Source organism: Pseudomonas sp. S1_G07, assembly GCF_054668565.1.
In genome coordinates this window covers 2,384,136-2,408,873 of the sequence record NZ_CP162778.1, presented here as the reverse complement: position 1 = coordinate 2,408,873, position 24,738 = coordinate 2,384,136, and the positions used below count along the sequence as shown (strand labels likewise).

Genomic DNA, 24,738 nt, shown 5'->3' with positions numbered 1-24,738 from the left:
CCGACATAACCATGGCATCGCGTAAATTTGGACTCAACCTGGTGGTGGTGCTGGCAATTGCCGCGCTGTTCACCGGCTTCTGGGCGCTGATCAACCGCCCGGTCAGCGCTCCCAACTGGCCTGAGCAGATCTCCGGTTTCTCTTACTCGCCGTTCCAGCAAGGCCAGTACCCGCAAAAAGACCAGTACCCCACCGACGAGCAGATGCGTCAGGACCTTGCGATCATGAGCAAGCTGACGGACAACATCCGTACCTACTCCGTCGACGGCACCCTGCAGGACATTCCCAAGCTGGCGGAAGAGTTCGGCCTGCGAGTGACCCTGGGCATCTGGATCAGCCCGGACCTGGAACGCAACGAACGCGAGATCCAGCGCGCCATCGAGATTGCCAACACTTCGCGCAGCGTCGTGCGGGTGGTGGTGGGTAACGAAGCGTTGTTTCGTAAAGAAATCACCCCTGAAGCACTGATCGTGCTGCTCGACCGGGTACGCGCCGCCGTGAAAGTGCCGGTGACCACCTCCGAGCAATGGCACATCTGGGAAAAGAACCCGCAACTGGCCAAGCACGTCGATCTGATCGCCGCGCACATCCTGCCGTTCTGGGAATACATTCCGATGGACAAGGCCGGCCAGTACGTACTCGACCGCGCCAGGGACCTGAAGAAAATGTTCCCGAAAAAGCCGCTGCTGCTGTCGGAAGTGGGCTGGCCAAGTAACGGCCGCATGCGCGGTGGCAATGAATCGTCCCCGGCGGACCAGGCGATTTACCTGCGCACATTGGTGAACAAGCTCAATCGCCAGGGTTTCAACTACTTTGTGATCGAGGCCTTCGACCAGCCATGGAAAGTCAGCGATGAAGGCTCGGCAGGCGCCTATTGGGGCGTGTTCAACGCCGCGCGCCAGCAGAAATTCAACTTTGAAGGACCGGTGGTCGCGATCCCGCAATGGCGCGTGCTGGCCATCGGTTCGGTGGTGCTCGCGCTGCTGTCGCTGACCCTGCTGATGATCGACGGCTCGGCCTTGCGACAGCGCGGCCGTACCTTCCTGACCTTTATCGCGTTCCTGTGCGGTTCGGTGCTGGTATGGATCGGCTACGACTACAGCCAGCAATACAGCACCTGGTTCAGTGTCACCGTGGGCATTCTCTTGGCTCTCGGCGCCCTGGGCGTGTTTATCGTGCTGCTGACCGAGGCCCACGAACTGGCGGAAGCGGTGTGGACCCACAAACGTCGGCGTGAATTTCTGCCCGTGGTAGGGGATTCGGACTACCGCCCGAAAGTGTCGATCCACGTGCCGTGCTACAACGAGCCGCCGGAAATGGTCAAACAGACCCTCGATGCCCTGGCCGCCCTCGATTACCCGGACTACGAAGTCCTGATCATCGACAACAACACCAAGGACCCTGCCGTTTGGGAACCGGTGCGCGACTACTGCGAAACCCTGGGCCCGCGCTTCAAGTTCTTCCACGTCGCGCCCCTGGCCGGTTTCAAGGGCGGCGCGCTGAACTACCTGATCCCGCATACCGCCAAGGATGCCGAAGTGATCGCGGTGATCGACTCGGACTACTGCGTGTCACCGAACTGGCTCAAGCACATGGTGCCGCACTTCGCCGACCCGAAAATCGCTGTGGTGCAGTCGCCGCAGGATTACCGCGACCAGAACGAAAGCACCTTCAAGAAGCTCTGCTACGCCGAATACAAAGGTTTCTTCCATATCGGCATGGTCACCCGCAACGACCGCGACGCGATCATCCAGCACGGCACCATGACCATGACCCGCCGCTCGGTCCTCGAGGAACTCGGCTGGGCCGACTGGTGCATCTGTGAAGACGCCGAATTGGGCCTGCGCGTATTCGAGAAAGGCCTGTCGGCGGCGTATTACCACGACAGCTACGGCAAAGGCCTGATGCCGGATACCTTTATCGACTTCAAGAAACAGCGTTTCCGCTGGGCCTACGGCGCCATCCAGATCATCAAGCGGCACACCGCCAGCCTGCTGCGCGGCAAGGACACCGAGCTGACCCGTGGCCAGCGCTACCACTTCCTGGCGGGCTGGTTGCCGTGGGTGGCTGACGGCATGAACATCTTCTTCACCGTCGGCGCGCTGTTGTGGTCGGCGGCGATGATCATCGTCCCGACGCGGGTCGATCCGCCGCTGTTGATCTTCGCAATCCCGCCGTTGGCGCTGTTTGTGTTCAAGGTCGGCAAGATCATCTTCCTCTACCGTCGTGCGGTAGGCGTGAACCTTAAGGATGCGTTCTGCGCGGCACTGGCAGGCCTGGCGTTGTCCCACACCATCGCCAAGGCGGTGCTGTATGGCTTCTTCACCACCAGTATTCCGTTCTTTCGTACACCGAAAAACGCGGATAACCACGGCTTCTGGGTAGCCATTTCCGAAGCCCGCGAAGAAATGTTCATCATGCTGCTGTTGTGGGGCGCGGCACTGGGGATCTACCTGGTGCAGGGCCTGCCGAGCAATGACATGCGCTTCTGGGTGGTGATGCTGCTGGTGCAATCACTGCCGTATGTGGCGGCGTTGATCATGGCGTTCCTGTCGTCGCTGCCGAAACCGGCACCGAAGGCAGAGCCGGTCACCGCCGTGTAAAAACTTGCGCAACGCACTAAACGGCGGCCTCTGGCCGCCGTTTTGCTATAAGATAACGGCCGTTTTGCAAGCCTTGCACCCGACGACTGTAGGAGTGAGCTTGCTCGCGAAAATCGTCAACGATCACGCGAACATCCTGAATGAACGCGGTGCTCTTGCGTTTTTCGCGAGCAAGCTCGCTCCTGCAGTCAATTAGAACGTCGCCGCCTTGATTTTCGGAGTTTCCCCATGACGGCCCATGCCGACCTTTCGCCGACCCTTCAACTTGCCATCGACCTGATCCGTCGCCCCTCGGTCACGCCGATCGATGCCGACTGCCAGAAGCTGATGATGCAGCGCCTGGGCGACGCTGGTTTTGCGCTGGAGCCGATGCGCATCGAAGACGTGGACAACTTCTGGGCCACCCACGGCAAGCATGACGGCCCGGTGCTGTGCTTTGCCGGCCACACCGACGTGGTCCCCACCGGCCCGGTGCAAGCCTGGCAGAACGACCCGTTCGACGCCCTGATCGACGAAAACGGCATGCTCTGCGGGCGTGGCGCGGCAGACATGAAAGGTAGCCTGGCCGCGATGCTGGTGGCGGCGGAGCGCTTCGTCAGCGACTACCCCGACCACAAGGGCTCGGTCGCCTTCCTGATCACCAGCGATGAAGAAGGCCCGGCGCACCACGGCACCAAGGCCGTGATCGAACGCCTGGCCGCGCGCCAGGAGCGCCTGGACTGGTGCATTGTCGGCGAACCGTCGAGCACCACCCTGGTGGGCGATGTGGTCAAGAACGGCCGCCGCGGCTCCCTCGGCGCCACCCTGACGGTGCGTGGCGTACAAGGCCACGTCGCCTACCCGCACCTGGCGAAGAACCCGATCCACCTGGCCGCGCCGGCCCTGGCGGAACTGGCCGCCGAACATTGGGACGACGGCAATGCGTTCTTCCCGCCGACCAGCTTCCAGATCTCCAACCTCAATGCCGGCACCGGTGCCACCAACGTGATCCCCGGTGACCTGAAGGCCGTGTTCAACTTCCGCTTCTCCACCGAGTCCACCGTTGAAGGCCTGCAACAGCGCGTTGCGGCGATTCTCGACAAACATGGCCTGGACTGGCACGTGGAGTGGGCGCTGTCGGGGCTGCCGTTCCTTACCGAACCCGGCGCCTTGCTCGATGCCGTCTCCGCCAGCATCAAGGCGATTACCGGCCGCGAAACCCAGGCCTCCACCAGCGGCGGGACCTCGGATGGGCGTTTCATCGCCACCCTCGGCACCCAAGTGGTCGAGCTGGGCCCGGTCAACGCGACGATCCATCAGGTCAATGAGCGCATCCTCGCCAGCGACCTCGATGTGCTGACCGAAATCTATTACCAGACTCTGATCAAGTTGCTCGCCTGATGCTCGCCTGCCCCATTTGCAACGCCCCGCTCAACGCGGTGGACAATGGCGTGGCGTGCCCGGCCGGGCATCGTTTCGACCGCGCGCGCCAGGGTTACCTGAACCTGTTGCCGGTGCAGCACAAGAACAGCCGTGACCCGGGCGACAACCTGGCCATGGTCGAGGCGCGACGTGACTTCCTCAACGCCGGGCACTACGCGCCGGTGGCCAGACGCCTGGCGGAACTGGCTGCCGAGCGTGCGCCACAGCGTTGGGTCGACATCGGTTGCGGCGAGGGTTACTACACCGCGCAAATCGCCGACGCCCTGCCCCAGGCCGACGGCTATGCGCTGGATATCTCCAAGGAAGCGGTCAAGCGCGCCTGCAAGCGCAACCCGGCGCTGACCTGGTTGATCGCCAGCATGGCCCGTGTGCCGTTGGCCGATGCCAGCTGCCAGTTCCTCGCCAGCGTGTTCAGCCCGTTGGACTGGCAGGAGGCCAAGCGCCTGCTCAGCCCTGGCGGCGGCCTGATGAAGGTAGGCCCCACCCGCGGCCACCTGATGGAACTGCGCGAGCGCCTGTACGACGAAGTGCGCGAGTACACCGACGACAAGCATCTGGCACTGGTACCCGAGGGCATGAGCCTGGCGCACAGCGAAACCCTGGAATTCACCCTGAGCCTGGCCGAGCCCAAGGACCGCGCCAACCTGCTGGCCATGACGCCTCATGGCTGGCGGGCCAGCGCCGAGCGCCGCAGCGAGGTGATCGAGGCTGCCGAGCCGCTGCTGGTCACCGTGTCGATGCGCTACGATTATTTCGTGCTTCAATAACCGACTTTCAAGCATCCGCGAATGGATTTTCGAATCCCGCAACGAGGAACATCCATGCGCCAACCCGATATTGAGATTTACCTGAAAGACGCCGACGTCGATTACAAGGCCATCGCCGCCTGGCTAGGCGCCGCCCTGGGTCCATGCACCGAGTGGGTCCAGAAGGGCCAGACCTACAAGTGCAAGGCCGGCGACGTGCCAGTGACCTGGCTGCCCAAGGCCGTCGGCAAATGGAACAGCCTGTACCTGGAAAGCGACCAGACCCCGTGGGAAGACGACATCGCCTGCGCCCGCGCCGCGTTTGCTGCGCTGAACGTGGAAGTGCGTTGCGCGCCGGGCACGTGGGTCGAGGAAGAAGGTGAGGACAGTGCTGACACCTGGATTCGCATCAGCGCAGACGGTGAAGAGCAGATCACCTGGAAGACGGCTTAAAAGCAGCTTAAAGCTACAAGCTGCAAGTCAAAGCGCTTGCAGCTTGTAGCTTGAAACTTGCCGCTCGGCCTACAGGCCGACCACATCCTCCGCCTGCAAGCCCTTCTCGCCGCTCACCACGACGTATTCCACCTGTTGGCCTTCGGCAAGGGAACGATGACCGTCACCGCGAATGGCGCGGTAGTGCACAAACACATCCTTGCCGTCTTCACGCTGAATAAAGCCATAGCCCTTTGCATCGTTGAACCACTTCACACTACCGGTCTCGCGCGTTGCCATCTGTTTTTCTCCCACCTGCGTTTTTTATTGTTGAGTCAGTCGCGTTGAACTGCCGAGTATAAGACAGGCTCAAAAACGAGCAACTCAAGTTTACATCGCTGCTTTTTTGCCGATTTTCGGCGAATACGGCACACTACTCGCCCGAGCGCCCGCTCGGTTTTTTTCCACCTCACGCAGTTCGCCTATGACCCGTTCCCCGTTCCGCCGTCTGGTGTTTGGCACCTTGCGCCGACTGTTATACCTCTGGGTTCGCTCGGAGACGATCAACCAGTCGTCCCTCACCCTTAACCTGGACCGCAGCCGGCCGGTGTTTTACGTCCTGCAATCGCCCTCCCTCAGCGAACTGGCCGTCGTCGACGCCGAATGCACCAAGGCCGGCCTGCCGCGCCCGGTGCTGCCGGTATCGGTGGGCCCGCTGATGGAGCCAGCGGCATTCTTCTACCTGACGCCGGAGCCGGACTGGCTTGGCCGCCAGGACAAACGCGGCGCGCCGCCGCTGCTGACCCGCCTGGTCAACACCCTGACCGAGCGTGCCGAAGAGAATGCACAAATCATTCCGGTCAGCGTGTTCTGGGGCCAATCCCCCGAGAGTGAGTCCAGCCCGTGGAAATTGCTGTTTGCCGACAGCTGGGCAGTCACCGGGCGCCTGCGCCGGCTGCTGAGCATCCTGATCCTGGGGCGCAAGACCCGAGTGCAATTCTCTGCGCCCATCAACCTGCGTGAATTGATCGAGCACAATAAAGGTCAAGAACGCACCGTGCGCATGGCCCAACGCATCCTGCGTGTGCACTTTCGTAACCTGAAGACCGCAGTGATCGGCCCCGACCTGTCCCACCGTCGCAACCTGGTCAAAGGCCTGGTGAACATGCCATTGGTGCGCCAGGCCATTGCCGACGAGGCCGAGCGGGAGAAAATCTCCCCGGAAAAGTCCAAGGCCCTGGCCCTGCGCTACGGCAACGAAATTGCCTCGGACTACACCTACACCGCGATCCGCTTTCTGGAAGTGGTGCTGAGCTGGTTCTGGAACAAGATTTACGACGGTATCAAGGTCAATAACATCGAAGGCGTGCAAAACGTTGCCCAGGGCTACGAGGTGATCTATGTGCCCTGCCACCGCAGCCATATCGACTACCTGTTGCTGTCCTACCTGTTGTTCAAGAACGGCCTGACCCCGCCGCATATCGCCGCCGGTATCAACCTGAACATGCCGGTCATCGGCAGCCTGCTGCGTCGTGGCGGTGCGTTTTTCATGCGCCGCACCTTCAAAGGCAACCCGCTGTACACCTCGGTGTTCAACGAATACCTGCACACCCTGTTCACCAAGGGCTTTCCGGTGGAGTACTTCGTCGAAGGCGGGCGCTCGCGCACCGGGCGCATGCTGCAGCCGAAAACCGGGATGCTGGCGATCACCCTGCGCAGCTTCCTGCGCTCCTCACGCATGCCGATCGTGTTCGTTCCGGTGTATATCGGCTATGAGCGCGTGCTCGAAGGCCGTACTTACCTCGGTGAATTGCGCGGCGCGAGCAAGAAGAAAGAGTCGATCTTCGATATTTTCAAAGTGGTCGGCGCGCTCAAGCAGCGCTTTGGCCAAGTGGCGGTCAACTTCGGCGAGCCGATCAAACTGGCGCAATTCCTCGACGCCGAGCAACCCGACTGGCGCACCCAGGAGCTGGGCCCGAACTACAAACCGGCGTGGCTCAACGCAACCACCCACCGCCTCGGCGAACGGGTGGCGCGCCACTTGAACGAAGCGGCGGCGGTAAACCCGGTGAACCTGGTGGCCCTGGCGCTCTTGTCGACCACGCGCCTGGCCCTGGATGAGCAGGCCATGGCCCGCCAGCTGGACCTGTACCTGGCGCTGTTGCGCCGCGTGCCGTACTCGCCGCACACCACCTTGCCCGAAGGCGATGGCCTGGCGCTGATCAAGCACGTCAAGGACATGGACCTGCTGTCGGAACAGAGCGACGCCTTGGGCAAGATCCTGTACCTGGATGAGCAGAATGCCGTCCTGATGACCTATTACCGCAACAACGTGCTGCACATCTTCGCCCTGCCGGCATTGCTGGCGAGCTTCTTCCAGAGCAGCTCGCGGATGAGCCGCGAACAGATCCTGCGCTATACCCACGCACTCTACCCATACCTGCAATCGGAGCTGTTCATTCGCTGGTCGCTGGAAGAACTGGATACGGTCATCGATCAGTGGCTGCAAGCATTTGTCGAACAGGGCCTGCTGCGCTTCGAGAAAGATATGTACCTGCGCCCGGCGCCGAGTTCGCGACACTTCGTGCTGCTGACACTGCTGTCCAAGGCTATCGCCCAGACCTTGCAACGCTTCTATATGGCGATCTCGCTGCTGCTCAACAGCGGCCAGAACAGCATCAGCGCCGAAGAGCTGGAAGACCTGTGCACCGTCATGGCCCAGCGCCTGTCGATTCTGCATGGCCTCAACGCCCCGGAATTCTTCGACAAGAGCCTTTTCCGACATTTCATCCAGACCTTGCTGGAGCAAGATGTGCTGCGCCGTGATGAGGCGGGCAAGTTGAGCTATCACGACCTGCTCGGCGAGCTGGCCGAAGGCGCAGCCAAGCGCGTGCTGCCGGCCGAGATTCGCCTGTCGATCCGCCAGGTGGCCTTGCACCGTGTGGATGGCGCGGCCGAAGCTGCGGTGGAAGCCGAAGAAACCCGCTAGATTGAACAAGGCGCCAGTTGGATGCTGGCGCCGCTGATAAGGAGCGACACCATGAAAAAGATCATCCTTCTGGGCCTCACCGCCCTGCTCGGAGCCTGCCAATCCATGAGCCCCTCCCCGAAGGCCAGCCTCGACGGCGAAGTGTTCTACCTGCAACGCATCGCCTTGCCGCCAACAGCGACCTTGAGCGTCAGCCTGCAAGATGTGTCGCTGATGGATGCCCCGGCCGTAACCCTGGCCGAACAGAAAGGCCCGGTCAAAGGCCAGGTGCCGCTGCCGTTTCACCTGAACTACGACCCGGCGCAGGTCAAACCCGGCCACAGTTATTCGGTGAGCGCTCGCATCGAACTGGATGGCAAGCTACTGTTCATCACCACCCAACGGCACGCGGTACAGCTCAACGGCCAGGACCCACAACCCCTGCGCCTGCGGGTTGATGCGGTCGCTCACTGAATTTATCGAACATAAGGAAGCGCCCATGCTCCGCAACACCCTTCGCCTCACCGCCCTGTGTGCCGGCCTGCTGCTCGGTGCCAACGCCATGGCACTGTCCCTTGGCAGCCTGTCCCAGGGCGACGCCACTGGCGGCCTCAAGGACGCACTGACCCAAGGCGCACAGATTGCCGTGAAACAACTGGGCGTGCCCGGCGGTTTCAGCAACAACCCCGAAGTGAAGATCGGCCTGCCGGGCAAACTGGGCAAGGTGGCCGACAAACTGAAAATGTTCGGCCTGGGCGATCAGGTCACCCAGCTGGAAACCAGCATGAACAAAGCGGCTGAAACCGCCGTGACCCAGGCCCAGCCGATTCTGGTCAATGCCGTCAAGAACATGAGCGTCACCGACGCCAAGGGCATCCTCAGCGGCGGCCAGGACTCGGCCACCCAATACCTGAACAAGAGCAGCCGCGAAGAAATCCGCGCCAAGTTCCTGCCGATCGTCAAGGCCGCCACCGACAAGGTCGGCGTGGCCCAGCAGTACAACGCCCTGGCTGGCAAGGCGGCAGCCTTTGGTGCCGTGGATGCCAAAAGTGCCAACGTCGAAAACTACGTGACCGAACAGGCGCTGGACGGTTTGTTCAAGATGATTGCGCAACAGGAAGAGACCCTTCGCAAGAACCCGGCCGCCGCAGCCACCAGCCTGGCTAAAAAAGTGTTTGGCGCACTCTAGACAGTTGTCGCCCCTTCGCGCCGCGATAAAAAACGCCCCGACCAGTCGGGGCGTTTTCTTGCACGAGGATCAGTATTTTATGTTCATCTGAATACTGAGGCTCTTTCCAGCAAACTGATCATTGCCGCCGCAGGGCTTGGCGGGTTCAGGTGGCGGTGGTTTGCAGCAGCCACCGGCGTTGGTTTGAGAGCGTTTGAAAGCGCCCCCAAGCAACGAGAAAGGATTCATCAGAATAGGGATAGGCAAAACAATCATGGTGACTCCTTGCGTTCCAATCATTCCCGCATCTGCCCCAGGCAGTAGCAGGTACCTGCCAATCAGGTAATGGTGAGTGGCCGTTGGACAGGAATGGTTCCTTGCCAGGCGCCGCCCCGTGTCCTAGTGCAGCAGCGAGTCAGCCAGCCGCCCCATCATGAGCGTGGCGAAACAGCAGATCGCCAAGGAGGTTGCGCGGTTGATCTTCAAGGGGCTCAACCACACCGTTTGCATTCCGGCGAACCGGCTGCCGAACAGGATCCACGCCGACCCTACCGGTACGATGACCACTGCCAGCGTGGTCATGAAGGTCGCATAGCCAGGCAAGGTGACGAAGGCATCCATCGGTGCGATAAACGACACGATCAGCAAACCCTTGGGGTTCATCACCGTCAGCAAAAAGAAATACGCGCCGGAGAACCGGTCGTGGGTCGGGCTGATCACACTGTTCTTGCGTTGCCATAACCTGTACGACACATACAACAGGTAACAGGCCGCCGCCAGTTGCGTGGCTTTCACCGCCCACGGCGACCAAGCCGCGATATAGAGCAATGCCGCGCCCCACGCCGAGACCTGCAACAGGTAAGCCAGACACTCGATAAACGCCAGCCGCCACGACGCCGCATAACCAAACAGTACCCCCGCGCGCAGCAACAAGGTATTGGTCGGCCCAGGCACCACCAGCAGTAACAGCAATGCAGAAACGGTCCCAAACATGGGGATTATCCTCGGTCGGAAATGATCAAGCGTTTTTGCATCCACACCGCTACTGCGTCAGCGTGAACGACCAGGCCACCGTCGCGATCATCAAAACCGCGAAGCTTACGTTAAGTACGCGACTCCACGTCGGATGGATGAATAACTTGCGCAATTTGCTGCCGGCGAACAGCCACAGAAAATCGAATACCACACACACCAACAGACAAATCAGCGCCTTCGTCCCCTGCTCCCAGGCCGGCGGCGTGCCCAAGGTGAAACTGCCCAACAGCGCTGCAAACGCCGCATACGCCTTGATATTCGCCACCCCCAGCACAAACCCCGCGCCGTACCCTGGCGTGACCATGGCCTGCTCGTCCTGGATGGGCGGTGCGGTGCCGATGCTGTAAGCCAGCGACAAAATGTAAACAACGGAGATAATCGTCAGCGCCGTCGCCAGCAGCGGAAAACTGCGCAGCACCACATAAAGCCCCGTGGCCACCAGGGCCATGGCGATCATCAGGCCCAGGGTAATCCCGGCAAAAAACTGAATCGAGCGCTTCATACCATAGGCCGCCCCACTCGCCGCCAGCGCCAGGGTCGCAGGGCCGGGGCTGGCCAACAATGCGATGGCAGCGATGGCGAAGGTCAGCGTCGCCTGGTAAACGGACAGCATGGCATCTGGCATACAGACCTCCTCTGAGGACAAGGGGTGAGGGCTTAGCGGGGCAGGCCGTTGTCGTGGCAGTAGTAGACGGTTCTATAGTTCTTCATAAAGTCGATCACGCCGTTGGCCACTGCCATCGGGTCCTCGTTATGCAGCAGTACCTTGGCAATCTGTTCGGCTATCCACTCCATCTCCCGCTCTTTCATCCCAAGTCGCGTGGCTTCGACGGTGCCCAGCCGAATGCCGGACTCCTTATAAGGGTCTGTATCCCACGGCAGCGGCATCTCATTGGCAATGATATTGGCTGCCTCCAGACGCTGTACCGCCTCGCGGCCACTGGCAAAGGGCTTTGAGTCGATCACAATCTGATGAGTACGGGTGTAGCCCTGTTCACGATAGAAAGCGGTCACGCCGCGATGCTCCAAGTGCATGGCCAATGCCTGTGCGTTGCTCACCACTTGCTTCATATAGGCCTGTCCGTATTCCAGCATCTCGGTCGCCGCCACGGCGAGTGCCGCGACCCGATTGATTTGATGGCTGCCGGTCAGCGTCGGGAAAATCGCCTCGTGCAATAGCGGGGTCAAACTCGCGTCGTTCCAGGCAATCACCCCGCCTTGCGGGCCACTGAAGGTCTTTCCGGACGAGCCCGTCATCACGTCGGCACCTTCCGCCAGCGGGTCCTGGAACAGCCCCGCACTGATCAGGCCCAATTGGTGGGCCGCATCGAAATAGACCTTGCCACCCCAGGGCGAAACGATGCCCTTGATATCGGCCACGGGCAGCGGGAACAGGGTCAAGGTCATGCCCAGACCAATCACCGCTGGCTTCACGGCACGGGCAATTTCACTGAATCGCGTGAGGTCAATCTCGGCGCTCTTGTGCGCAAAGGGAATGTCCCAAACCTTGAGCCCACGCACGCCGGGAGGCCCATTGGTGCGATTACTGGTGTCGCCGCCCCGTATCACCGGTACGGTCATCACACTGTCTTCCGGGCGCGCCAGGGCTGTGTAGGCCGCCAGCACGGCGGCCATACCGCCCATCAAGCGATGATCGGCGTACTGGGCACGAAACGTAAGCTTCAACAGCTCGACGCAAAGCGACTCCAGTTCATCGATATTCTTCATTCCTGAGAAAAACCGGTTGTCACGCCCAATATGCCCACCCGAAGCGCGGGTGCCGACCTCACTGGCCAGCAAGGCGCGCACGGACGGGCTGGTGGGGGACTCTGCGGCCACAAGGTTAATGCACTGCTGCCCACGCCACTGCTCATTGCGGACCACGGCTGCCCGTACCAGATCAGCCATGGCCGCGTGTGATTGCGCTTGTTCAAGTAAGGCACTGGCGTGCTGCAAGCAGTGAATATCGTGCATGATCATCGTCCCTTGGATTCATGTGATAACGAAAAAGCCAAACGTTACGTCAGGTTTTTCGCCGCCTCGACATGCTGGTCTTCCCACCAGCGATCATTCCCATGCAGGTTCCTGTCGAGGTATTTTTCATCCGCCCAGGTCATGTTCAGAATGATGCGAGTGGCATCCTCATTCAGCGGGATGGTGCGGTGCAAGGTAGTGTCCGTGCGCAGGAAATAGATGTCGCCGGTGTTGAAGCCGTAGGTCGCGATCGGGTTATTGCACAGGAGTTCGTGGATCCTGGGGTTGGATTTATCCCACGTGGTGTGGGGCACGCATTGCAGCATGCCGCCCTTGGACACAGGAGGCGTCTCGATAATCCAGATCAACGCGAAGCTGTAATCGCCCCAGTGCCAGCCGTGGGTATCACCTTTGCGCTCTTGCTTGGTGATCAAGTACTCCTCGTCCGCCGACACCGAGGCCACGATCCGGGTGTCGGCGATCAACGACAAGGTGTCGAGTAGCACGCTGGATTTGGACAGCGTGCCGATCAACGGGCTATTTTCAGCAATGAACTCGCTGCGCACCACGCTCATATAACGTGGCGTATTATCGGTGGTCGCCAAGTGCAGGTCGCGCCGTTCGATTTGACGCTCAATCAGACTGTGGACCTCTGCGGTTATTGTTTCGCGCAACGCGTCGTCGACGATATTGCGCAACTTTATAAAACCATTACGAGAAAACTCATTGCGTAGAGCAAACACTTTTTCTTCGGGAAAATTATCATGATGGTGTTGCTGCAGGCGTGCCTCATCAAATACGTAGTTCATGTCAATCCCTCGGCAGAACAAATCGAAATTGAAATAGCGATATAGCAGTCCACACTGATCAGATGAAAGGCACAGTACTGCGTGCAACTGCCTGCCAAACGATAGGTATGCCCTTTAAAAAAATCCATTCTTTTTTTGTTAATCTATGGTATGTAAGATTTTCTCGCTATTTCATCACTGTTCGTAAGGTTCATCTAATGAAAAAGCTTACAAAGAGCGGCCAGAAACTGGACCCGATAGATCGTGCGTTGGTTCTCGCCCTGCACCAGAACGCGCGCGCATCCATTCGCGCGCTCGGACGACAGGTTGGATTATCCGCGCCCGCGTGCAGCGAGCGTATAAAGCGCCTGGAAGTGGCAGGGATGATCAGCGGTTTCAGCGTGGAACTGGGGGCCGAGGCCTTGGGCTTTGCGCTGCAGGCACTGGTTCGGGTCAAGCCTTTTACGGGGCAGTTCCAGGCGGTGGAGCAATTGCTCAAGGACATGCCTGAGTGTGTGGTGTGCTACAAGATCACAGGTGAAGATAGTTTCGTTTGCCACTTATATACCGACTCTGTCGGCCACTTGGACCAGACCCTTAAACAAATCTCGCCACTGGCCGACACCAATACATCGATCATAAAAACCGTGGATAAAAAGCCACCCGCACTTTAAATACAGCCGGGAAAGATATCCAGGCTTTAATAGCAGTTATCGGATATCAGGTTGTCCCCCCGCCTTGCCCCTCTCTGAAAAAGACCCATATCTTTTATATACGGGTCAGTACACATAACATACTTATACATACCCTTATCGAGGGTCTTTCCTGACACCAAACCAGGCAGCATAAAGTGCCGGCAGAAACAGTAACGTCAACGCCGTCGCCACAATCAACCCACCCATGATCGCCACCGCCATCGGGCCGAAAAACACGCTGCGTGACAGCGGGATCATCGCCAGCACTGCAGCGAGGGCCGTCAGAACAATCGGTCGAAAACGTCGCACAGTGGCTTCGATAATCGCCTGCCACGGCGCCAGGCCTGCCTTGATGTCCTGTTCGATCTGGTCCACCAGGATCACCGAGTTGCGCATGATCATGCCCGACAGGGCGATGGTACCCAGCATGGCCACGAAGCCGAAGGGTTGGCGAAACACCAGCAGGAACAAGGTGACGCCGATCAGGCCCAGGGGTGCGGTAAGAAACACCATCGCCGTGCGTGAGAAGCTGCGCAGTTGCAGCATCAGCAAGGTCAGCACCACCACAATAAACAGCGGCACACCGGCTTTCACCGAATTCTGCCCGCGGGCGGAGTCTTCGACGGTGCCGCCGACGTCCAGCAGGTAACCGTCGGGCAACTCGGCGCGCACGCCTGCGAGGGTCGGCAGGATCTGCTGGACCAGGGTCGCCGGTTGTTCCTTGCCATAGATATCGCCGCGAACAGTCACGGTGGGCAGGCGGTTGCGGTGCCAGATGATGCCTTCTTCGAAGCCATACTCGAGGGTCGCGATTTGCGACAGCGCCACGCTTTTACCATTGTCGGTCGGCACGGCCAGGCTGGGCAGCAGCGACAGTTCCGTGCGTTCGTGGACGGTGCCGCGCAGGAGGATTTCGATCAACTCGTTATCCTCGCGGTATTGGCTGACGCTGGAGCCGGTCAGCGAACTCTGCAGGAATTTCGACAGATTGGCGGTGCTTACCCCGAGGGCACGGGCGCGGTCCTGGTCGATATTGAGGTAGACAATTTTGCTCGGTTCTTCCCAGTCCAGGTGCACGTTGGCCACGTGCGGATTTTCGCGGACCTTGGCCGCGACCTTGCGTGCCAGGGCGCGGACCTCCTCGATGTGCTCGCCGGTCACGCGAAACTGCACCGGGTACCCCACGGGCGGGCCGTTTTCCAGGCGGGTGACGCGCGAACGAAGCGCGGGGAATTGCTCGTTGAGGGTCTCGATCAGCCAGACACGCAGGTTTTCGCGCTCCTCGATGGTCTTCGACAGCACGACGAACTGGGCGAAACTGGCGGCCGGCAGTTGCTGGTCCAGGGGCAGGTAGAAACGCGGCGATCCCGTGCCGACGTAAGCCACGTAGTTGTCGATGCCGGCATGTTCCTTGAGCAGGGCCTCCAGGCGCTTGACCTGGTCGGCGGTGTTGCTCAGGGAGGCGCCTTCGGCCAGTTTCAGATCGACCATCAACTCCAGGCGACCGGAAGCGGGGAAGAACTGTTGCGGCACAAAGCGGAACAGCGCCACCGAACCGATAAACAACAGCAAGGTCAGCACGATCACGGTTTTGCGTCGGCGTACGCACCATTCCACCAAACGTCTTACTCGCTGGTAGAACGGCGTGCCGTAGGGATCAGGCCCGTCTGTACCGTGCTTGGCTGCGTGAATCTTCGCCAGGTCCGGCAGGAGCTTTTCCCCCAGGTACGGCACAAACACCACGGCGGCGACCCAGGAGGCCAGCAAGGCGAGGGTCACCACCTGGAAGATCGAACGGGTGTATTCGCCGGTGCCCGATTGCGCAGTGGCAATCGGCAGGAAGCCGGCCGCCGTGATCAACGTACCGGTGAGCATCGGGAACGCCGTGCTGGTCCAGGCGAAACTCGCGGCTTTGAGCCGGTCATAACCCTGCTCCATTTTGATCGCCATCATTTCCACGGCGATGATCGCGTCATCCACCAGCAAGCCGAGGGCCAGGACCAGGGCGCCGAGGGAGATCTTGTGCAGGCCGATGCCGAGGTAATACATGCTGGCAAAGGTCATTGCCAGCACCAGTGGAATGGCCAGTGCCACTACCAAGCCGGTGCGTACGCCCAGGGAGAAAAAGCTCACCAGCAACACAATCGCCAGGGCCTCGGCCAACACCTGGACGAATTCGCCAACGCCGGTTTTCACCGCGGCCGGCTGGTCCGATACCTTGCGCAGCTCCATACCGGCCGGAAGGTTCTTCTGCAGGCGTGCGAATTCACCTTCAAGGGCCTTGCCCAGCACCAGGATGTCGCCACCGTCGCGCATGGCCACGGCCAGGCCGATGGCGTCTTCGCCCATATAACGCATGCGCGGCGCGGGCGGGTCGTTGAACCCACGGTGGATGTCGGCCACATCGCCGATACGGAAGGTGCGATCACCGACACGAATCGGAAAGTTGCGAATTTCTTCCACCGTTTTGAAGTTACCCGACACACGCAGCTGCACGCGCTCGCTCGGGGTTTCAAAGAAGCCGGCGGTGGAGACCGCATTCTGTTCCTGTAACGCCTGCTGCACTGCCGCCAGGGGCAAACCGAGGGTGGCCAGCTTGAGGTTGGACAGTTCGATCCAGATTTTCTCGTCCTGCAGGCCGATCAACTCGACCTTGCCCACATCCGCCACCCGTTGCAGTTGGATCTGGATGCGGTCGGCGTAGTCCTTGAGCACGGCGTAGTCGAAACCGTTGCCGGTCAGGGCGTAGATATTGCCAAACGTGGTGCCGAATTCGTCATTGAAAAACGGTCCCTGGATATCCGGCGGCAACGTCTGGCGAATATCGCTGATCTTCTTGCGTACCTGATACCACAGCTCGGGAATCTGCGCTGAGCGCATAGAGTCGCGGGCGATGAAGGTGACCTGGGATTCGCCGGGGCGCGAGAAGGAGACGATGCGCTCGTATTCGCCGGTCTCCATGAGCTTTTTCTCGATGCGCTCGGTGACCTGTCGCGAGACTTCCTGGGCCGTGGCGCCGGGCCAGTTGGTCTTGATCACCATGGCCTTGAAGGTGAACGGCGGATCTTCGCTTTGCCCCAGTTTGGTGTAGGACAAGGTGCCGACAACGGCCAGCAGTATCATCAGAAACAGTACGATCTGGCGATTACGCAACGCCCATTCGGAAAGATTGAAACCCATCGGGAACTACTCCTTGGCCGCCAGATTCACCACACGATTGGAGCGATCCACCGGGCGCACCTGCTGGCCCTCGTGGAGCACATGCACACCGGCGGCGATCACCCAATCCGTCGGGCTCAAGCCTTCCAGCACCGGCACGCTCTTTTCACCGAAGGCGCCGATTCGCACCGGGGTACGCTTGAGGGTGTTGTCCGGCTGTACGCGCCAGACGTAGGACTCACCGTTCTGCGCACTCAAGGCAGACAGCGGCACCGACAGCGCAATAACGCCAGCGGCCTGTACGAATACGCGAGCGCTCTGGCCCAGTTCAGCCGGGACCCTGCCGCTGGTGAACGCGACGCGGGCGGCGAAGGTGCGCGACTTGGGATCGGCGGCCGGTGACAACTCACGAATGAGCCCGGCAAAACGTTGGTCCGGCTGGCTCCACAACTCCACCGCAACCGGCTGGCCGATCTTGAAGCGACCAAAAGCCTGTTCGGGCAGGCTGATCAACACCTCACGTTCACCATCGGTGGCCAGGGTGAACACGGTTTGCCCGGCGGACACCACTTGGCCGACTTCCACCGCGCGCTTGACGACCACGCCATCCTGCGGCGCGCGCAACACGGCGTATCCGGTCTGGTTACTGGCCACGTCGAACTCGGCCTTGATCTGCTTGAGGCGCGCTTCACCGGATCGGTAGAGATTTTCGGCATTGTCATATTGGGAACGGCTGACCATCTGACGGTCCATCAGGGTCTTGTAGCGGTCGCGTTCGGCGCGTACCAGCTTCAGGTTGGCCTCGGCGGCGGCCACCTGGGCGCGGGCGGCTTCCAGTTGCAGGCGCACGTCCTGGGGGTCGAGCTCCGCCAGCGCCTGATTGGCCTTGACCCGTTCGCCCTCCTCCACCAGCCGCTTGCTGACTTTGCCACCGATGCGAAAGGCCAGGTCCGGCTCATAGCGTGCGCGCACTTCGCCGGGGAAGCTGTCCATCGCCTGCGCCGAGGGCTGTGGCTGCACCACCATGGCCGGGCGGACAGTGGTCTGGGCCGCTTCTTCATGGCCACAGGCGGACAGGAGCAAGAGCAGACTGACAGGCAACGCAAGGGGTAGGAAAGAGCTGCGCATGCTGAAGGACCTTTCGCAAATGAAGCTAGGAATAATTATACTGGCTGGTATGTTATTAATACCAAACTCGCCAGTCCAGTATTAAAGGTAAAAATGTCCGACAATCCCGTAAACACCAACAGCCCTGGGCGTCCCAAGGACATGGCAAAACGCCAGGCAATTCTCGAAGCCGCGAAAATCCTGTTTTTGAGCAATGGCTACGCCAGTACCAGCATGGATGCGGTGGCCCTTGAGGCCGGAGTGTCGAAACTCACCGTCTACAGCCACTTCACCGACAAGGAGACCTTGTTCACCGCCGCCGTGGTGGCCAAGTGCGAAGAACAGTTGCCGGTGATGTACTTCGAGTTGCCCGACGACGTGCCCGTGGAGACGGTGCTGTTGAATATCGCCCGAGGGTTCCACCGGCTGATCAACAGCGAAGAGTCGGTGAACCTGCACCGGCTGATGATGACCACCGGCAATCAGGACGTGAAACTCTCACAGATATTTTTCGAGGCCGGGCCGATGCGCATGTTGCAGGGCATGGAACGCCTGCTCAGCAAACTCGATCAGAACGGCGCCCTGAGCATCGACAAACCGTTTACGGCGGCCGAGCACTTTTTTTGCCTGCTCAAGGGCACGGCGAATTTCTGCCTGCTGTATGGCTGCGGCGGAAAACTGAGTGAGGAAGCCGCCGAAGCCCATGTGCAGGATGTGGTGGGATTGTTTATGCGAGCGTATAGGAGAGGGGCGGTTGCAAGCTATTAGCTGCAAGCTGCAAGGGAAAAGCGCTTTGCTTGCAACTTGGAGCTTGCAGCTTAAGACTTGAGCGCTTTTTTAGGATAGATGTCATAGCGGCTGGACTTGCCATCCAGCGCGTGGCTCGGCTTGGGCCCCTCGATACACGGCGCCTTGCGCGGGCGCTTGACCACCACGCGGTGGCTGGCCAGGGCCAGGGCGGCGGCCAGCAAAGCGGGTGCGTCCGGATCATCGCCTACCAAGGGCCGGAACAGGCGCATTTCCTTCTTCACCAGGGCGGTTTTTTCACGGTGAGGGAACATCGGGTCGAGGTAGATCACCTGGGGCGGCTCGCCTTCCCAATTGAGCATCACGTCGATGGAGTTGCCCTTGAGCAACTTCATGCGCGCCACGATCGGCGCTACGTCGAAATCATCCGCGCCGCGCGCCAGACCATCCTCGAGCAAGGCGCCGATCAGCGGCTGGCGTTCGATCAGGCTCATCTCGCAGCCCAGGCTGGCCAGCACAAACGCGTCCTTGCCCAGGCCGGCCGTGGCGTCCAACACCCGTGGACGCACGCCTTGGGCGATGCCTACGGCCTTGGCGATCATCTGGCCACTGCCGCCGCCGTACAAACGGCGATGGGCCGCGCCACCCTCTACGAAGTCCACTCGCACGGGCCCCGGTGCGTCAGGCCCGAGCTGCTGCAACTGTAGGCCGTGCTCGCCAACCTGCAGCGAAAAATCCGCATCCGCACAGTGCAACGGCAAGTCGAGCAACTGTGCCCACTGCTCGGCGCGGTCCTTGAAACCTTCGGCCATGGCCTCGACCTGGATGCGGCTGGCCGCTGGTTGTTCGCTCATCAATCGCTACGCTCAAAAATATTAAGGATCGGCAAACAACGGCCGATAAAACCAACAGTCAGGTATTTTGCCAGAGCTGAGCGGCGACCGAGAAAAATGTCAGACATTCTCCCCCTAACCATCGGTGTACTGCCGACCCACAACCACTACGGCCTGCGCAATACTCAAGCGCTGGCCGGGGTGAGCCATGTGTGGCAGGACTTCTTCGCCCGGGCGCTGGCCGAACAGCTCGGCGATACGCCCGGCGCTCCGGTCGCCCGGACACCGGCGGACCCGGCGGTTGAACCCAGCGCCGGCGCCGACCTGCTGTCACAGATCCTGACCCAGCGTGAGTGCGACGTGAAAGACACCAAAATCGCCCCGCCTGAACCGTTGTTCCTGCCCATCGCCGAATTCGAGACCGAGTTGCTGCCACCGGCCGCCACCCCATTCCCGGAAGAAGAAATCATCGCCCAGCAACGTCAGCAGAATTTTGAAAGCGGTTGGGTTCGCCCGATCGTACTGACCGCAGGCCAGCCACTGCCAGAGCCAGGCCCGGCGCCGGAACCACGGCCATTGCACCTGCCGATTGCCGAATTCGAACTGGACCTGTTGCCGCCGCCGGCCACGCCTTACCCAACCGAAGAACTGGTGGCGCAGCAGAAAGCCCTGGACTTCGACTATTACTGGGCGCGCCCGCTGATCACACACAACCTGCGCCTGGCCGCCTAGCGACATACCCACCAGCGCCCCATGTCCAAGTGGAAATGGTTGCGGTGCGCGGCGTTGTAGTCCGGGCTCAGCACCACATTGAAATCATCACAGGCCGCCTCGCGCACCTGGCGCAGGAACCGCGCGCTGTCGCCCTGCCCCGGCCAGTCCTTGAGCACACTGATGCTGCGCCCATCCGCCAGACGGAAACCGGCAATATCCAAGGCATTGGCCGACGCATGCTGGCTCAGCCGCCCTTCAGCACGGTTATACACATTGCGACAGGCGAAGCTGCCCAAGTGATCGACCCGCGTCACCGCCTGGCCGAATATCGCCTGGGCCGCCGGTTGCAGGCTGTGGCGCTCGAACAGGGCGAACGCCACGGCCAGCGGGCAACTGGCGAGAAAGCTGCTGCTTAATCCCACGTCGGCCCCTTGTACGCGCAAGGTATTGCGCAAGGGGCAAGCCGCATCGACGGGTGAGTCAGCCTGATGGCTCACACGCAGGCCCGAGGTTTTCAGCACCTGATCGCACAACGCGGGGTCATCCCGCAGGCGGCCGAGCTTGTAGCGGGTCAACAGGTTCGGGCTGGCCCGCACATCGAGCGGCGCCCACGGGTTCCATGCCGCCGGCAGCGGCAACCAGCCACGCCACACCCCGAGGGCAACGGCACCGCCGAGCAACAGCAGCGTGCCCATCACCTTGAAAAAACGCATCGCTTAGCCCTTGAAGAACTGATTGGCCTGGCTGAACGGCATCGAGCGCTCGGTAAAGGTGAAGGTGCCCAGCTCGAACACTTCCTGGGCCGCGCGATAAAACTCGCCATAGGCCGCCAGCGCCATGGCCGAGCCGACGCTGATGCGCTTGACGCCCATGGCGCTCAATTGCGCCACGCTCAGCTTCAGCCCGCCGGACATCAACACATTTACCGGCTTGGGCGCCACCGCCTTGACCACCGCCAGCACCTCCTCGGCATTGCGCAGTCCCGGCGCGTACAGCACGTCGGCACCGGCCTCGGCGTAGGCTTGCAGGCGCCGAATGGTGTCGGGCAAATCCAGGCGCCCATGCAGGAGGTTTTCCGCGCGAGCGGTCAGGGTGAAGGCGAATGGCAGGCGGCGGGCGGCGGCAACCGCGGCTTCCACACGCTCAACCGACAAGTCGAAAGGATAGATCGGGTCAACCGCAAGGCCGGTGGCGTCCTCGATGGAGCCACCGACGATACCCGTGGCGGCAGCGCGCAGGATCGTTTCGGCACAGCCGGCGGGGGTGTCGCTGAAGCCGTTTTCGAGGTCCGCCGCCACCGGCAGCGCCGTGGCCTTGGCGATCATCTCGGCATTGAGCAACGTGTCTTCCAGGGACAACGCCCCTTCGGCATCCGGGCGCCCCATGCTGAAGGCATAACCTGCACTGGTAGTGGCCAAGGCTTCGAAGCCCAGGCTGGCGAGCATCACAGCGGAGCCGGCGTCCCACGGGTTGGGCATCACAAACGCACGATCGCGCTCGTGCAGGGCCTTGAAAGTTTCGGCGCGAAGGGTTTGGGCATCCATGACTGACTCCTGGCGGGAAAAGGAGCCCTAGAGTAACCCCAGTTGTTCGGCTTCGGGCTGCCGATCCAAGGTCGGCAGTGCCGGAAGGCCGGGCAGACGCGCCATCAACCTGGCGTGAAAACGCAGCGCCAGTTGCGCGGCCAGGCGATTGTCCGAGGTGTGCAGGAACACGTAGGGCGTGCGGCCTTCTTCGATCCAGCCGGCGATTTTTTCAACCCACGGGAGCAGGAATGGATCGTTGGCCTCCAGCTCCGGATGGCCGATAAAGCGCACTTGGGGAAACGCAGTCAGCGCTGCCGGGCGTGGCGGCACCTTGGGCTTTTTCGATTGGGCATGCAGCACCGCCGCTGAAGTGGAGGTGCAACTGAACAGCGCGCGCGGGTCGAGGCAGATGCGCTCCACACCCCGATCGCGCAGCAGGCGGTTGAGCATGCGCTCGGCATCGCCCTTGGCGAAGAACTCCGGGTGGCGCACTTCCACGGCCAGCGGGCGTTCCAGGCCATCAATGAAGCCGGCCAGCTCAGCCAGGCGTTGCGGCGAGAAACTCGCAGCCAATTGCAGCCACAGCGGCGACACCCGCTCACCCAGGGGGCTCAACAAACCGACAAAACTCTGCGCCGCCGGCAACTGCTCACGCAAGTCGCCACCGTGGCTGATATCACCGGGGAACTTGGCGGTGAAGCGAAAATCTTCGGGCATGATGTGCGCCCAGCGCTGCACCGTGGCGGCCGAGGGTCGAGCGTAGAACGTGGTGTTGCCTTCAACGGCGTTGAAGACCTGGGAATAAAGCGCGAGATAATCGCTGGAGCGGGCATCGGCCGGGTACAGGTACTCGCGCCAGGCGTTTTCGCTCCAGGATGGGCAACCGATGAAGTAAGGCAGGTGCATCAGATGTGGATGTCGAGGCCCAGCACTTCCATATCCCATTCGACAAAGCCGGCGGTAGTCAGGTAGCTGGCCAGGGCAGTGGCCACGCTTTTGCTCATGGAACGCGGGAAGACCATGTCTTGCTGACGGGCAGGAACACCACTGATACGCGCGCTTGCGGCACCTTGAGTGCTGGACGCCTCAGACTGCACTTCGATGAAGTCCGGTGAATCCTCGACGGATTCGTCTACCGTGACGTTCGCCTTACGTGGCTTACGCTTGAGGGGGTAGGACTGTGAGGAAAATCCGTCTATACGCATCGATGCGAACTCAGTATCGGTGATGGCATTTTAGTGGCGCAATCCGTAACGCGCAAATGCTCTGGTGATAACTAGAACACATAATTTGAAAAAGGTTTAAAAACCCGAGCACATTCTGACGATTGGCGATTTTTGCGCCACATTGCCATCATTTTTGACGTCAAATAATCCCGCGTTCGGCCTTGGTTTGCGCAACTTTGTCGCGCAGGTAAACCGGTGCGGCCTGGTCGGCGGCAATTGCTTCGCCGCGTTCAAACGCAAAGCGGGCCAAGGTCAGCAAGTCTTCAGCGTGGGGCAGCATTGCCGCGTCCCGGCCCGTGGGCTGTACGGCGATGCGCTCGCCATAACCCCAACCGGTGCCGGCACCAAACCACTCACCGCTGGCATCTGCCGGCAGTACGGAGGCTTCAGGCGACTGCACGGCTTCTACGCCGACCAAGCGCATCTCGCCTGCGGTTTCGCGATAGCAGCCCCAATAGACTTCATCCATGCGCGCATCAATCGCCGCCGCCACCTGGCGGGCACCGTGCTCACGCAGGGCGCGCTGGGCCAGCACGGCAAGGTTGGAGACCGGCAATACCGGGCGCTCCAGCGCAAAGGCCAGGCCCTGGACCACGCCAATGGCGATACGTACGCCGGTAAAGGCCCCCGGACCACGGCCAAAGGCAATGGCATCGATGGCCGCCAGGCTGGTGCCCGCGTCTTCGAGCAGTTGCTTGATCATCGGCAACAGTTTTTGCGCATGCAGGCGCGGAATCACCTCGTAGTGGCTTGTGACTTTGCCATCATGCAGCAAGGCAACGGAGCAAGCTTCAGTCGCGGTGTCCAGGGCCAGCAGGGTGCTCATCGGTGTGGGTGTCCAAGTCGAAAAAAAGTGCGCCAGTATAAACAACAACGGCCCGCAAGCGGGCCGTTGTACGTGAAGCCGATCAAAGGATCAGCTCAGTGCTTGCAGCACCTTGGCGGTGATGGCTTCCACCGAACCGACGCCAGGGATATGGCTGTACTTCGGCTTGCCGTGGGCAGCGGACAGCTTCTGGTAGAAATCCACCAGCGGTTTGGTCTGGGAGTGGTAGACCGACAGGCGATGACGCACGGTTTCTTCGGTGTCGTCTTTGCGCTGTACCAGGTCTTCGCCGGTCACATCGTCCTTGCCTTCAACCTTCGGCGGGTTATAGACGATGTGATACACGCGGCCCGAACCTTCGTGGACACGACGGCCGGCAATACGCTGGACGATTTCTTCGTCTTCAACGGCAATTTCGACCACGGCGTCCAGCTCGACGCCGGCCTTCACCAGGGCTTCAGCCTGGGGAATGGTGCGTGGGAAGCCGTCGAACAGGAAACCGTTCTTGCAGTCGTCCTGGCTGATGCGTTCCTTGACCAGGTTGATGATCAGTTCATCGGAGACCAGGCCGCCGCTGTCCATCACGCTCTTGGCGATCAGGCCCAGCTCGGTGCCGGCCTTGACGGCAGCGCGCAGCATGTCACCGGTGGAGATTTGTGGAATGCCGAATTTTTCAGTGATGAACTTTGCCTGAGTACCTTTACCGGCCCCGGGAGCTCCCAGCAGAATGACGCGCATCGATGTGCTCCTCAATTTTTTATAGAGATGA

At 60.8% G+C, this 24,738-nt stretch carries 25 protein-coding genes; 10 read left to right on the top strand and 15 right to left on the bottom strand.

Annotated features, from left to right (window positions below; all coding sequences use genetic code 11):
* The first annotated feature begins 11 nt into the window (after positions 1–11).
* From AB4O05_RS10985 to AB4O05_RS10970, 4 genes are all read left to right on the top strand, one after another.
* Positions 12–2,603, top strand: coding sequence for a glycosyltransferase (locus AB4O05_RS10985; RefSeq protein ID WP_460130997.1), 2,592 nt, complete (start codon positions 12–14; stop codon positions 2,601–2,603).
* Between the two features lie 228 nt (positions 2,604–2,831).
* Positions 2,832–3,983, top strand: coding sequence for a succinyl-diaminopimelate desuccinylase (dapE, locus tag AB4O05_RS10980; protein WP_460130999.1), 1,152 nt, complete (start codon positions 2,832–2,834; stop codon positions 3,981–3,983).
* A complete protein-coding gene (locus AB4O05_RS10975) occupies positions 3,983–4,792 on the top strand; it encodes a putative RNA methyltransferase (RefSeq protein WP_460131001.1) in 810 nt (269 codons plus the stop codon). The genes dapE and AB4O05_RS10975 overlap by 1 nt, the downstream gene beginning before the upstream one ends.
* A gap of 54 nt (positions 4,793–4,846) precedes the next feature.
* On the top strand, positions 4,847–5,224 hold the full coding sequence (locus AB4O05_RS10970; RefSeq protein WP_460131002.1) for a hypothetical protein: 378 nt from the start codon (positions 4,847–4,849) through the stop codon (positions 5,222–5,224).
* 69 nt (positions 5,225–5,293) lie between these two features.
* Here AB4O05_RS10970 and AB4O05_RS10965 read toward each other — a convergent pair whose 3' ends face one another.
* A complete protein-coding gene (locus AB4O05_RS10965) occupies positions 5,294–5,503 on the bottom strand; it encodes a cold shock domain-containing protein (protein WP_460131004.1) in 210 nt (69 codons plus the stop codon).
* A gap of 184 nt (positions 5,504–5,687) precedes the next feature.
* Between AB4O05_RS10965 and plsB the strand changes: the two genes are divergently transcribed.
* The 3 genes from plsB to AB4O05_RS10950 are packed head-to-tail and all read left to right on the top strand — an operon-like array spanning position 5,688 to position 9,360.
* Positions 5,688–8,192, top strand: coding sequence for a glycerol-3-phosphate 1-O-acyltransferase PlsB (plsB, locus tag AB4O05_RS10960; RefSeq protein ID WP_460131005.1), 2,505 nt, complete (start codon positions 5,688–5,690; stop codon positions 8,190–8,192).
* Between the two features lie 51 nt (positions 8,193–8,243).
* On the top strand, positions 8,244–8,645 hold the full coding sequence (locus tag AB4O05_RS10955; protein WP_460131008.1) for a YbaY family lipoprotein: 402 nt from the start codon (positions 8,244–8,246) through the stop codon (positions 8,643–8,645).
* A 25-nt stretch (positions 8,646–8,670) separates the two neighbouring features.
* Positions 8,671–9,360: a DUF4197 domain-containing protein gene (locus AB4O05_RS10950; RefSeq protein WP_460131011.1), complete on the top strand. Its 690-nt coding sequence runs from the start codon at positions 8,671–8,673 to the stop codon at positions 9,358–9,360.
* Positions 9,361–9,429: 69 nt separating this feature from the next.
* Here AB4O05_RS10950 and AB4O05_RS10945 read toward each other — a convergent pair whose 3' ends face one another.
* From AB4O05_RS10945 to AB4O05_RS10925, 5 genes are all read right to left on the bottom strand, one after another.
* Positions 9,430–9,615, bottom strand: a complete 186-nt coding sequence (locus tag AB4O05_RS10945) for a hypothetical protein (protein WP_460131012.1) — start codon at positions 9,613–9,615, stop codon at positions 9,430–9,432.
* A 123-nt stretch (positions 9,616–9,738) separates the two neighbouring features.
* Entirely contained in the window at positions 9,739–10,332 is a 594-nt protein-coding gene (locus AB4O05_RS10940) for a LysE family translocator (protein ID WP_460131015.1), read from the bottom strand.
* A gap of 49 nt (positions 10,333–10,381) precedes the next feature.
* Positions 10,382–10,999: a LysE family translocator gene (locus tag AB4O05_RS10935; RefSeq protein WP_460131016.1), complete on the bottom strand. Its 618-nt coding sequence runs from the start codon at positions 10,997–10,999 to the stop codon at positions 10,382–10,384.
* 32 nt (positions 11,000–11,031) lie between these two features.
* A complete protein-coding gene (locus tag AB4O05_RS10930; RefSeq protein WP_460131018.1) occupies positions 11,032–12,348 on the bottom strand; it encodes a serine hydroxymethyltransferase in 1,317 nt (438 codons plus the stop codon).
* 44 nt (positions 12,349–12,392) lie between these two features.
* Entirely contained in the window at positions 12,393–13,157 is a 765-nt protein-coding gene (locus tag AB4O05_RS10925; protein ID WP_460131019.1) for a HalD/BesD family halogenase, read from the bottom strand.
* A gap of 107 nt (positions 13,158–13,264) precedes the next feature.
* Here AB4O05_RS10925 and AB4O05_RS10920 point away from each other — a divergent pair, with 107 nt between their 5' ends.
* Entirely contained in the window at positions 13,265–13,810 is a 546-nt protein-coding gene (locus tag AB4O05_RS10920; RefSeq protein WP_460131020.1) for an Lrp/AsnC family transcriptional regulator, read from the top strand.
* A gap of 135 nt (positions 13,811–13,945) precedes the next feature.
* On the opposite strand, the gene AB4O05_RS10915 is transcribed toward AB4O05_RS10920, so the two are convergent.
* Both AB4O05_RS10915 and AB4O05_RS10910 read right to left on the bottom strand, forming a co-directional pair.
* Complete coding sequence (locus AB4O05_RS10915; protein ID WP_460131022.1) at positions 13,946–17,011, bottom strand: efflux RND transporter permease subunit; 3,066 nt, start codon at positions 17,009–17,011, stop codon at positions 13,946–13,948.
* 6 nt (positions 17,012–17,017) lie between these two features.
* A complete protein-coding gene (locus AB4O05_RS10910) occupies positions 17,018–18,118 on the bottom strand; it encodes an efflux RND transporter periplasmic adaptor subunit (protein ID WP_460131024.1) in 1,101 nt (366 codons plus the stop codon).
* Positions 18,119–18,211: 93 nt separating this feature from the next.
* On the opposite strand from AB4O05_RS10910, the gene AB4O05_RS10905 reads away from it, so the two are divergent.
* Positions 18,212–18,865, top strand: coding sequence for a TetR/AcrR family transcriptional regulator (locus tag AB4O05_RS10905; protein WP_460131026.1), 654 nt, complete (start codon positions 18,212–18,214; stop codon positions 18,863–18,865).
* Positions 18,866–18,915: 50 nt separating this feature from the next.
* Here AB4O05_RS10905 and AB4O05_RS10900 read toward each other — a convergent pair whose 3' ends face one another.
* Complete coding sequence (locus AB4O05_RS10900; RefSeq protein ID WP_460131027.1) at positions 18,916–19,698, bottom strand: class I SAM-dependent methyltransferase; 783 nt, start codon at positions 19,696–19,698, stop codon at positions 18,916–18,918.
* Between the two features lie 96 nt (positions 19,699–19,794).
* Here AB4O05_RS10900 and AB4O05_RS10895 point away from each other — a divergent pair, with 96 nt between their 5' ends.
* Complete coding sequence (locus AB4O05_RS10895) at positions 19,795–20,409, top strand: energy transducer TonB (protein WP_460131028.1); 615 nt, start codon at positions 19,795–19,797, stop codon at positions 20,407–20,409.
* On the opposite strand, the gene AB4O05_RS10890 is transcribed toward AB4O05_RS10895, so the two are convergent.
* The 6 genes from AB4O05_RS10890 to adk all read right to left on the bottom strand — a co-directional run bounded on the left by AB4O05_RS10890 (position 20,406) and on the right by adk (position 24,707).
* Entirely contained in the window at positions 20,406–21,104 is a 699-nt protein-coding gene (locus AB4O05_RS10890) for an extensin-like domain-containing protein (protein ID WP_460131030.1), read from the bottom strand. The two genes, AB4O05_RS10895 and AB4O05_RS10890, sit on opposite strands and share 4 nt — an antisense overlap.
* Before the next feature lie 3 nt (positions 21,105–21,107).
* Complete coding sequence (locus tag AB4O05_RS10885) at positions 21,108–21,935, bottom strand: isocitrate lyase/PEP mutase family protein (RefSeq protein WP_460131033.1); 828 nt, start codon at positions 21,933–21,935, stop codon at positions 21,108–21,110.
* A 27-nt stretch (positions 21,936–21,962) separates the two neighbouring features.
* Positions 21,963–22,823, bottom strand: coding sequence for a DUF72 domain-containing protein (locus tag AB4O05_RS10880; RefSeq protein WP_460131036.1), 861 nt, complete (start codon positions 22,821–22,823; stop codon positions 21,963–21,965).
* Positions 22,823–23,122 (bottom strand): hypothetical protein, encoded by a 300-nt coding sequence (locus tag AB4O05_RS10875; protein ID WP_460131039.1) that lies wholly within the window; start codon positions 23,120–23,122, stop codon positions 22,823–22,825. The genes AB4O05_RS10880 and AB4O05_RS10875 overlap by 1 nt, the downstream gene beginning before the upstream one ends.
* A 160-nt stretch (positions 23,123–23,282) precedes the next feature.
* Entirely contained in the window at positions 23,283–23,969 is a 687-nt protein-coding gene (tsaB, locus tag AB4O05_RS10870) for a tRNA (adenosine(37)-N6)-threonylcarbamoyltransferase complex dimerization subunit type 1 TsaB (RefSeq protein ID WP_460131041.1), read from the bottom strand.
* Between the two features lie 90 nt (positions 23,970–24,059).
* Positions 24,060–24,707, bottom strand: a complete 648-nt coding sequence (adk, locus tag AB4O05_RS10865; RefSeq protein ID WP_460131043.1) for an adenylate kinase — start codon at positions 24,705–24,707, stop codon at positions 24,060–24,062.
* Between the last annotated feature and the right edge of the window lie 31 nt (positions 24,708–24,738).

Bases quoted from the DNA above. Each gene is read 5' to 3' on its own strand.
- AB4O05_RS10900 (WP_460131027.1), bottom strand. From the start codon at position 19,698: ATGAGCGAACAACCAGCGGCCAGCCGCATCCAGGTCGAGGCCATGGCC.
- AB4O05_RS10955 (WP_460131008.1), top strand. From the start codon at position 8,244: ATGAAAAAGATCATCCTTCTGGGCCTCACCGCCCTGCTCGGAGCCTGC.
- AB4O05_RS10885 (WP_460131033.1), bottom strand. From the start codon at position 21,935: ATGGATGCCCAAACCCTTCGCGCCGAAACTTTCAAGGCCCTGCACGAG.
- dapE (WP_460130999.1), top strand. From the start codon at position 2,832: ATGACGGCCCATGCCGACCTTTCGCCGACCCTTCAACTTGCCATCGAC.
- AB4O05_RS10895 (WP_460131028.1), top strand. From the start codon at position 19,795: ATGTCAGACATTCTCCCCCTAACCATCGGTGTACTGCCGACCCACAAC.
- AB4O05_RS10930 (WP_460131018.1), bottom strand. From the start codon at position 12,348: ATGCACGATATTCACTGCTTGCAGCACGCCAGTGCCTTACTTGAACAA.
- adk (WP_460131043.1), bottom strand. From the start codon at position 24,707: ATGCGCGTCATTCTGCTGGGAGCTCCCGGGGCCGGTAAAGGTACTCAG.
- tsaB (WP_460131041.1), bottom strand. From the start codon at position 23,969: ATGAGCACCCTGCTGGCCCTGGACACCGCGACTGAAGCTTGCTCCGTT.
- AB4O05_RS10965 (WP_460131004.1), bottom strand. From the start codon at position 5,503: ATGGCAACGCGCGAGACCGGTAGTGTGAAGTGGTTCAACGATGCAAAG.
- AB4O05_RS10915 (WP_460131022.1), bottom strand. From the start codon at position 17,011: ATGGGTTTCAATCTTTCCGAATGGGCGTTGCGTAATCGCCAGATCGTA.
- AB4O05_RS10945 (WP_460131012.1), bottom strand. From the start codon at position 9,615: ATGATTGTTTTGCCTATCCCTATTCTGATGAATCCTTTCTCGTTGCTT.
- AB4O05_RS10925 (WP_460131019.1), bottom strand. From the start codon at position 13,157: ATGAACTACGTATTTGATGAGGCACGCCTGCAGCAACACCATCATGAT.
- AB4O05_RS10940 (WP_460131015.1), bottom strand. From the start codon at position 10,332: ATGTTTGGGACCGTTTCTGCATTGCTGTTACTGCTGGTGGTGCCTGGG.
- AB4O05_RS10950 (WP_460131011.1), top strand. From the start codon at position 8,671: ATGCTCCGCAACACCCTTCGCCTCACCGCCCTGTGTGCCGGCCTGCTG.
- AB4O05_RS10985 (WP_460130997.1), top strand. From the start codon at position 12: ATGGCATCGCGTAAATTTGGACTCAACCTGGTGGTGGTGCTGGCAATT.
- AB4O05_RS10975 (WP_460131001.1), top strand. From the start codon at position 3,983: ATGCTCGCCTGCCCCATTTGCAACGCCCCGCTCAACGCGGTGGACAAT.
- AB4O05_RS10920 (WP_460131020.1), top strand. From the start codon at position 13,265: ATGCCCTTTAAAAAAATCCATTCTTTTTTTGTTAATCTATGGTATGTA.
- plsB (WP_460131005.1), top strand. From the start codon at position 5,688: ATGACCCGTTCCCCGTTCCGCCGTCTGGTGTTTGGCACCTTGCGCCGA.
- AB4O05_RS10880 (WP_460131036.1), bottom strand. From the start codon at position 22,823: ATGCACCTGCCTTACTTCATCGGTTGCCCATCCTGGAGCGAAAACGCC.
- AB4O05_RS10905 (WP_460131026.1), top strand. From the start codon at position 18,212: ATGTCCGACAATCCCGTAAACACCAACAGCCCTGGGCGTCCCAAGGAC.
- AB4O05_RS10890 (WP_460131030.1), bottom strand. From the start codon at position 21,104: ATGCGTTTTTTCAAGGTGATGGGCACGCTGCTGTTGCTCGGCGGTGCC.
- AB4O05_RS10935 (WP_460131016.1), bottom strand. From the start codon at position 10,999: ATGCCAGATGCCATGCTGTCCGTTTACCAGGCGACGCTGACCTTCGCC.
- AB4O05_RS10875 (WP_460131039.1), bottom strand. From the start codon at position 23,122: ATGCGTATAGACGGATTTTCCTCACAGTCCTACCCCCTCAAGCGTAAG.
- AB4O05_RS10910 (WP_460131024.1), bottom strand. From the start codon at position 18,118: ATGCGCAGCTCTTTCCTACCCCTTGCGTTGCCTGTCAGTCTGCTCTTG.
- AB4O05_RS10970 (WP_460131002.1), top strand. From the start codon at position 4,847: ATGCGCCAACCCGATATTGAGATTTACCTGAAAGACGCCGACGTCGAT.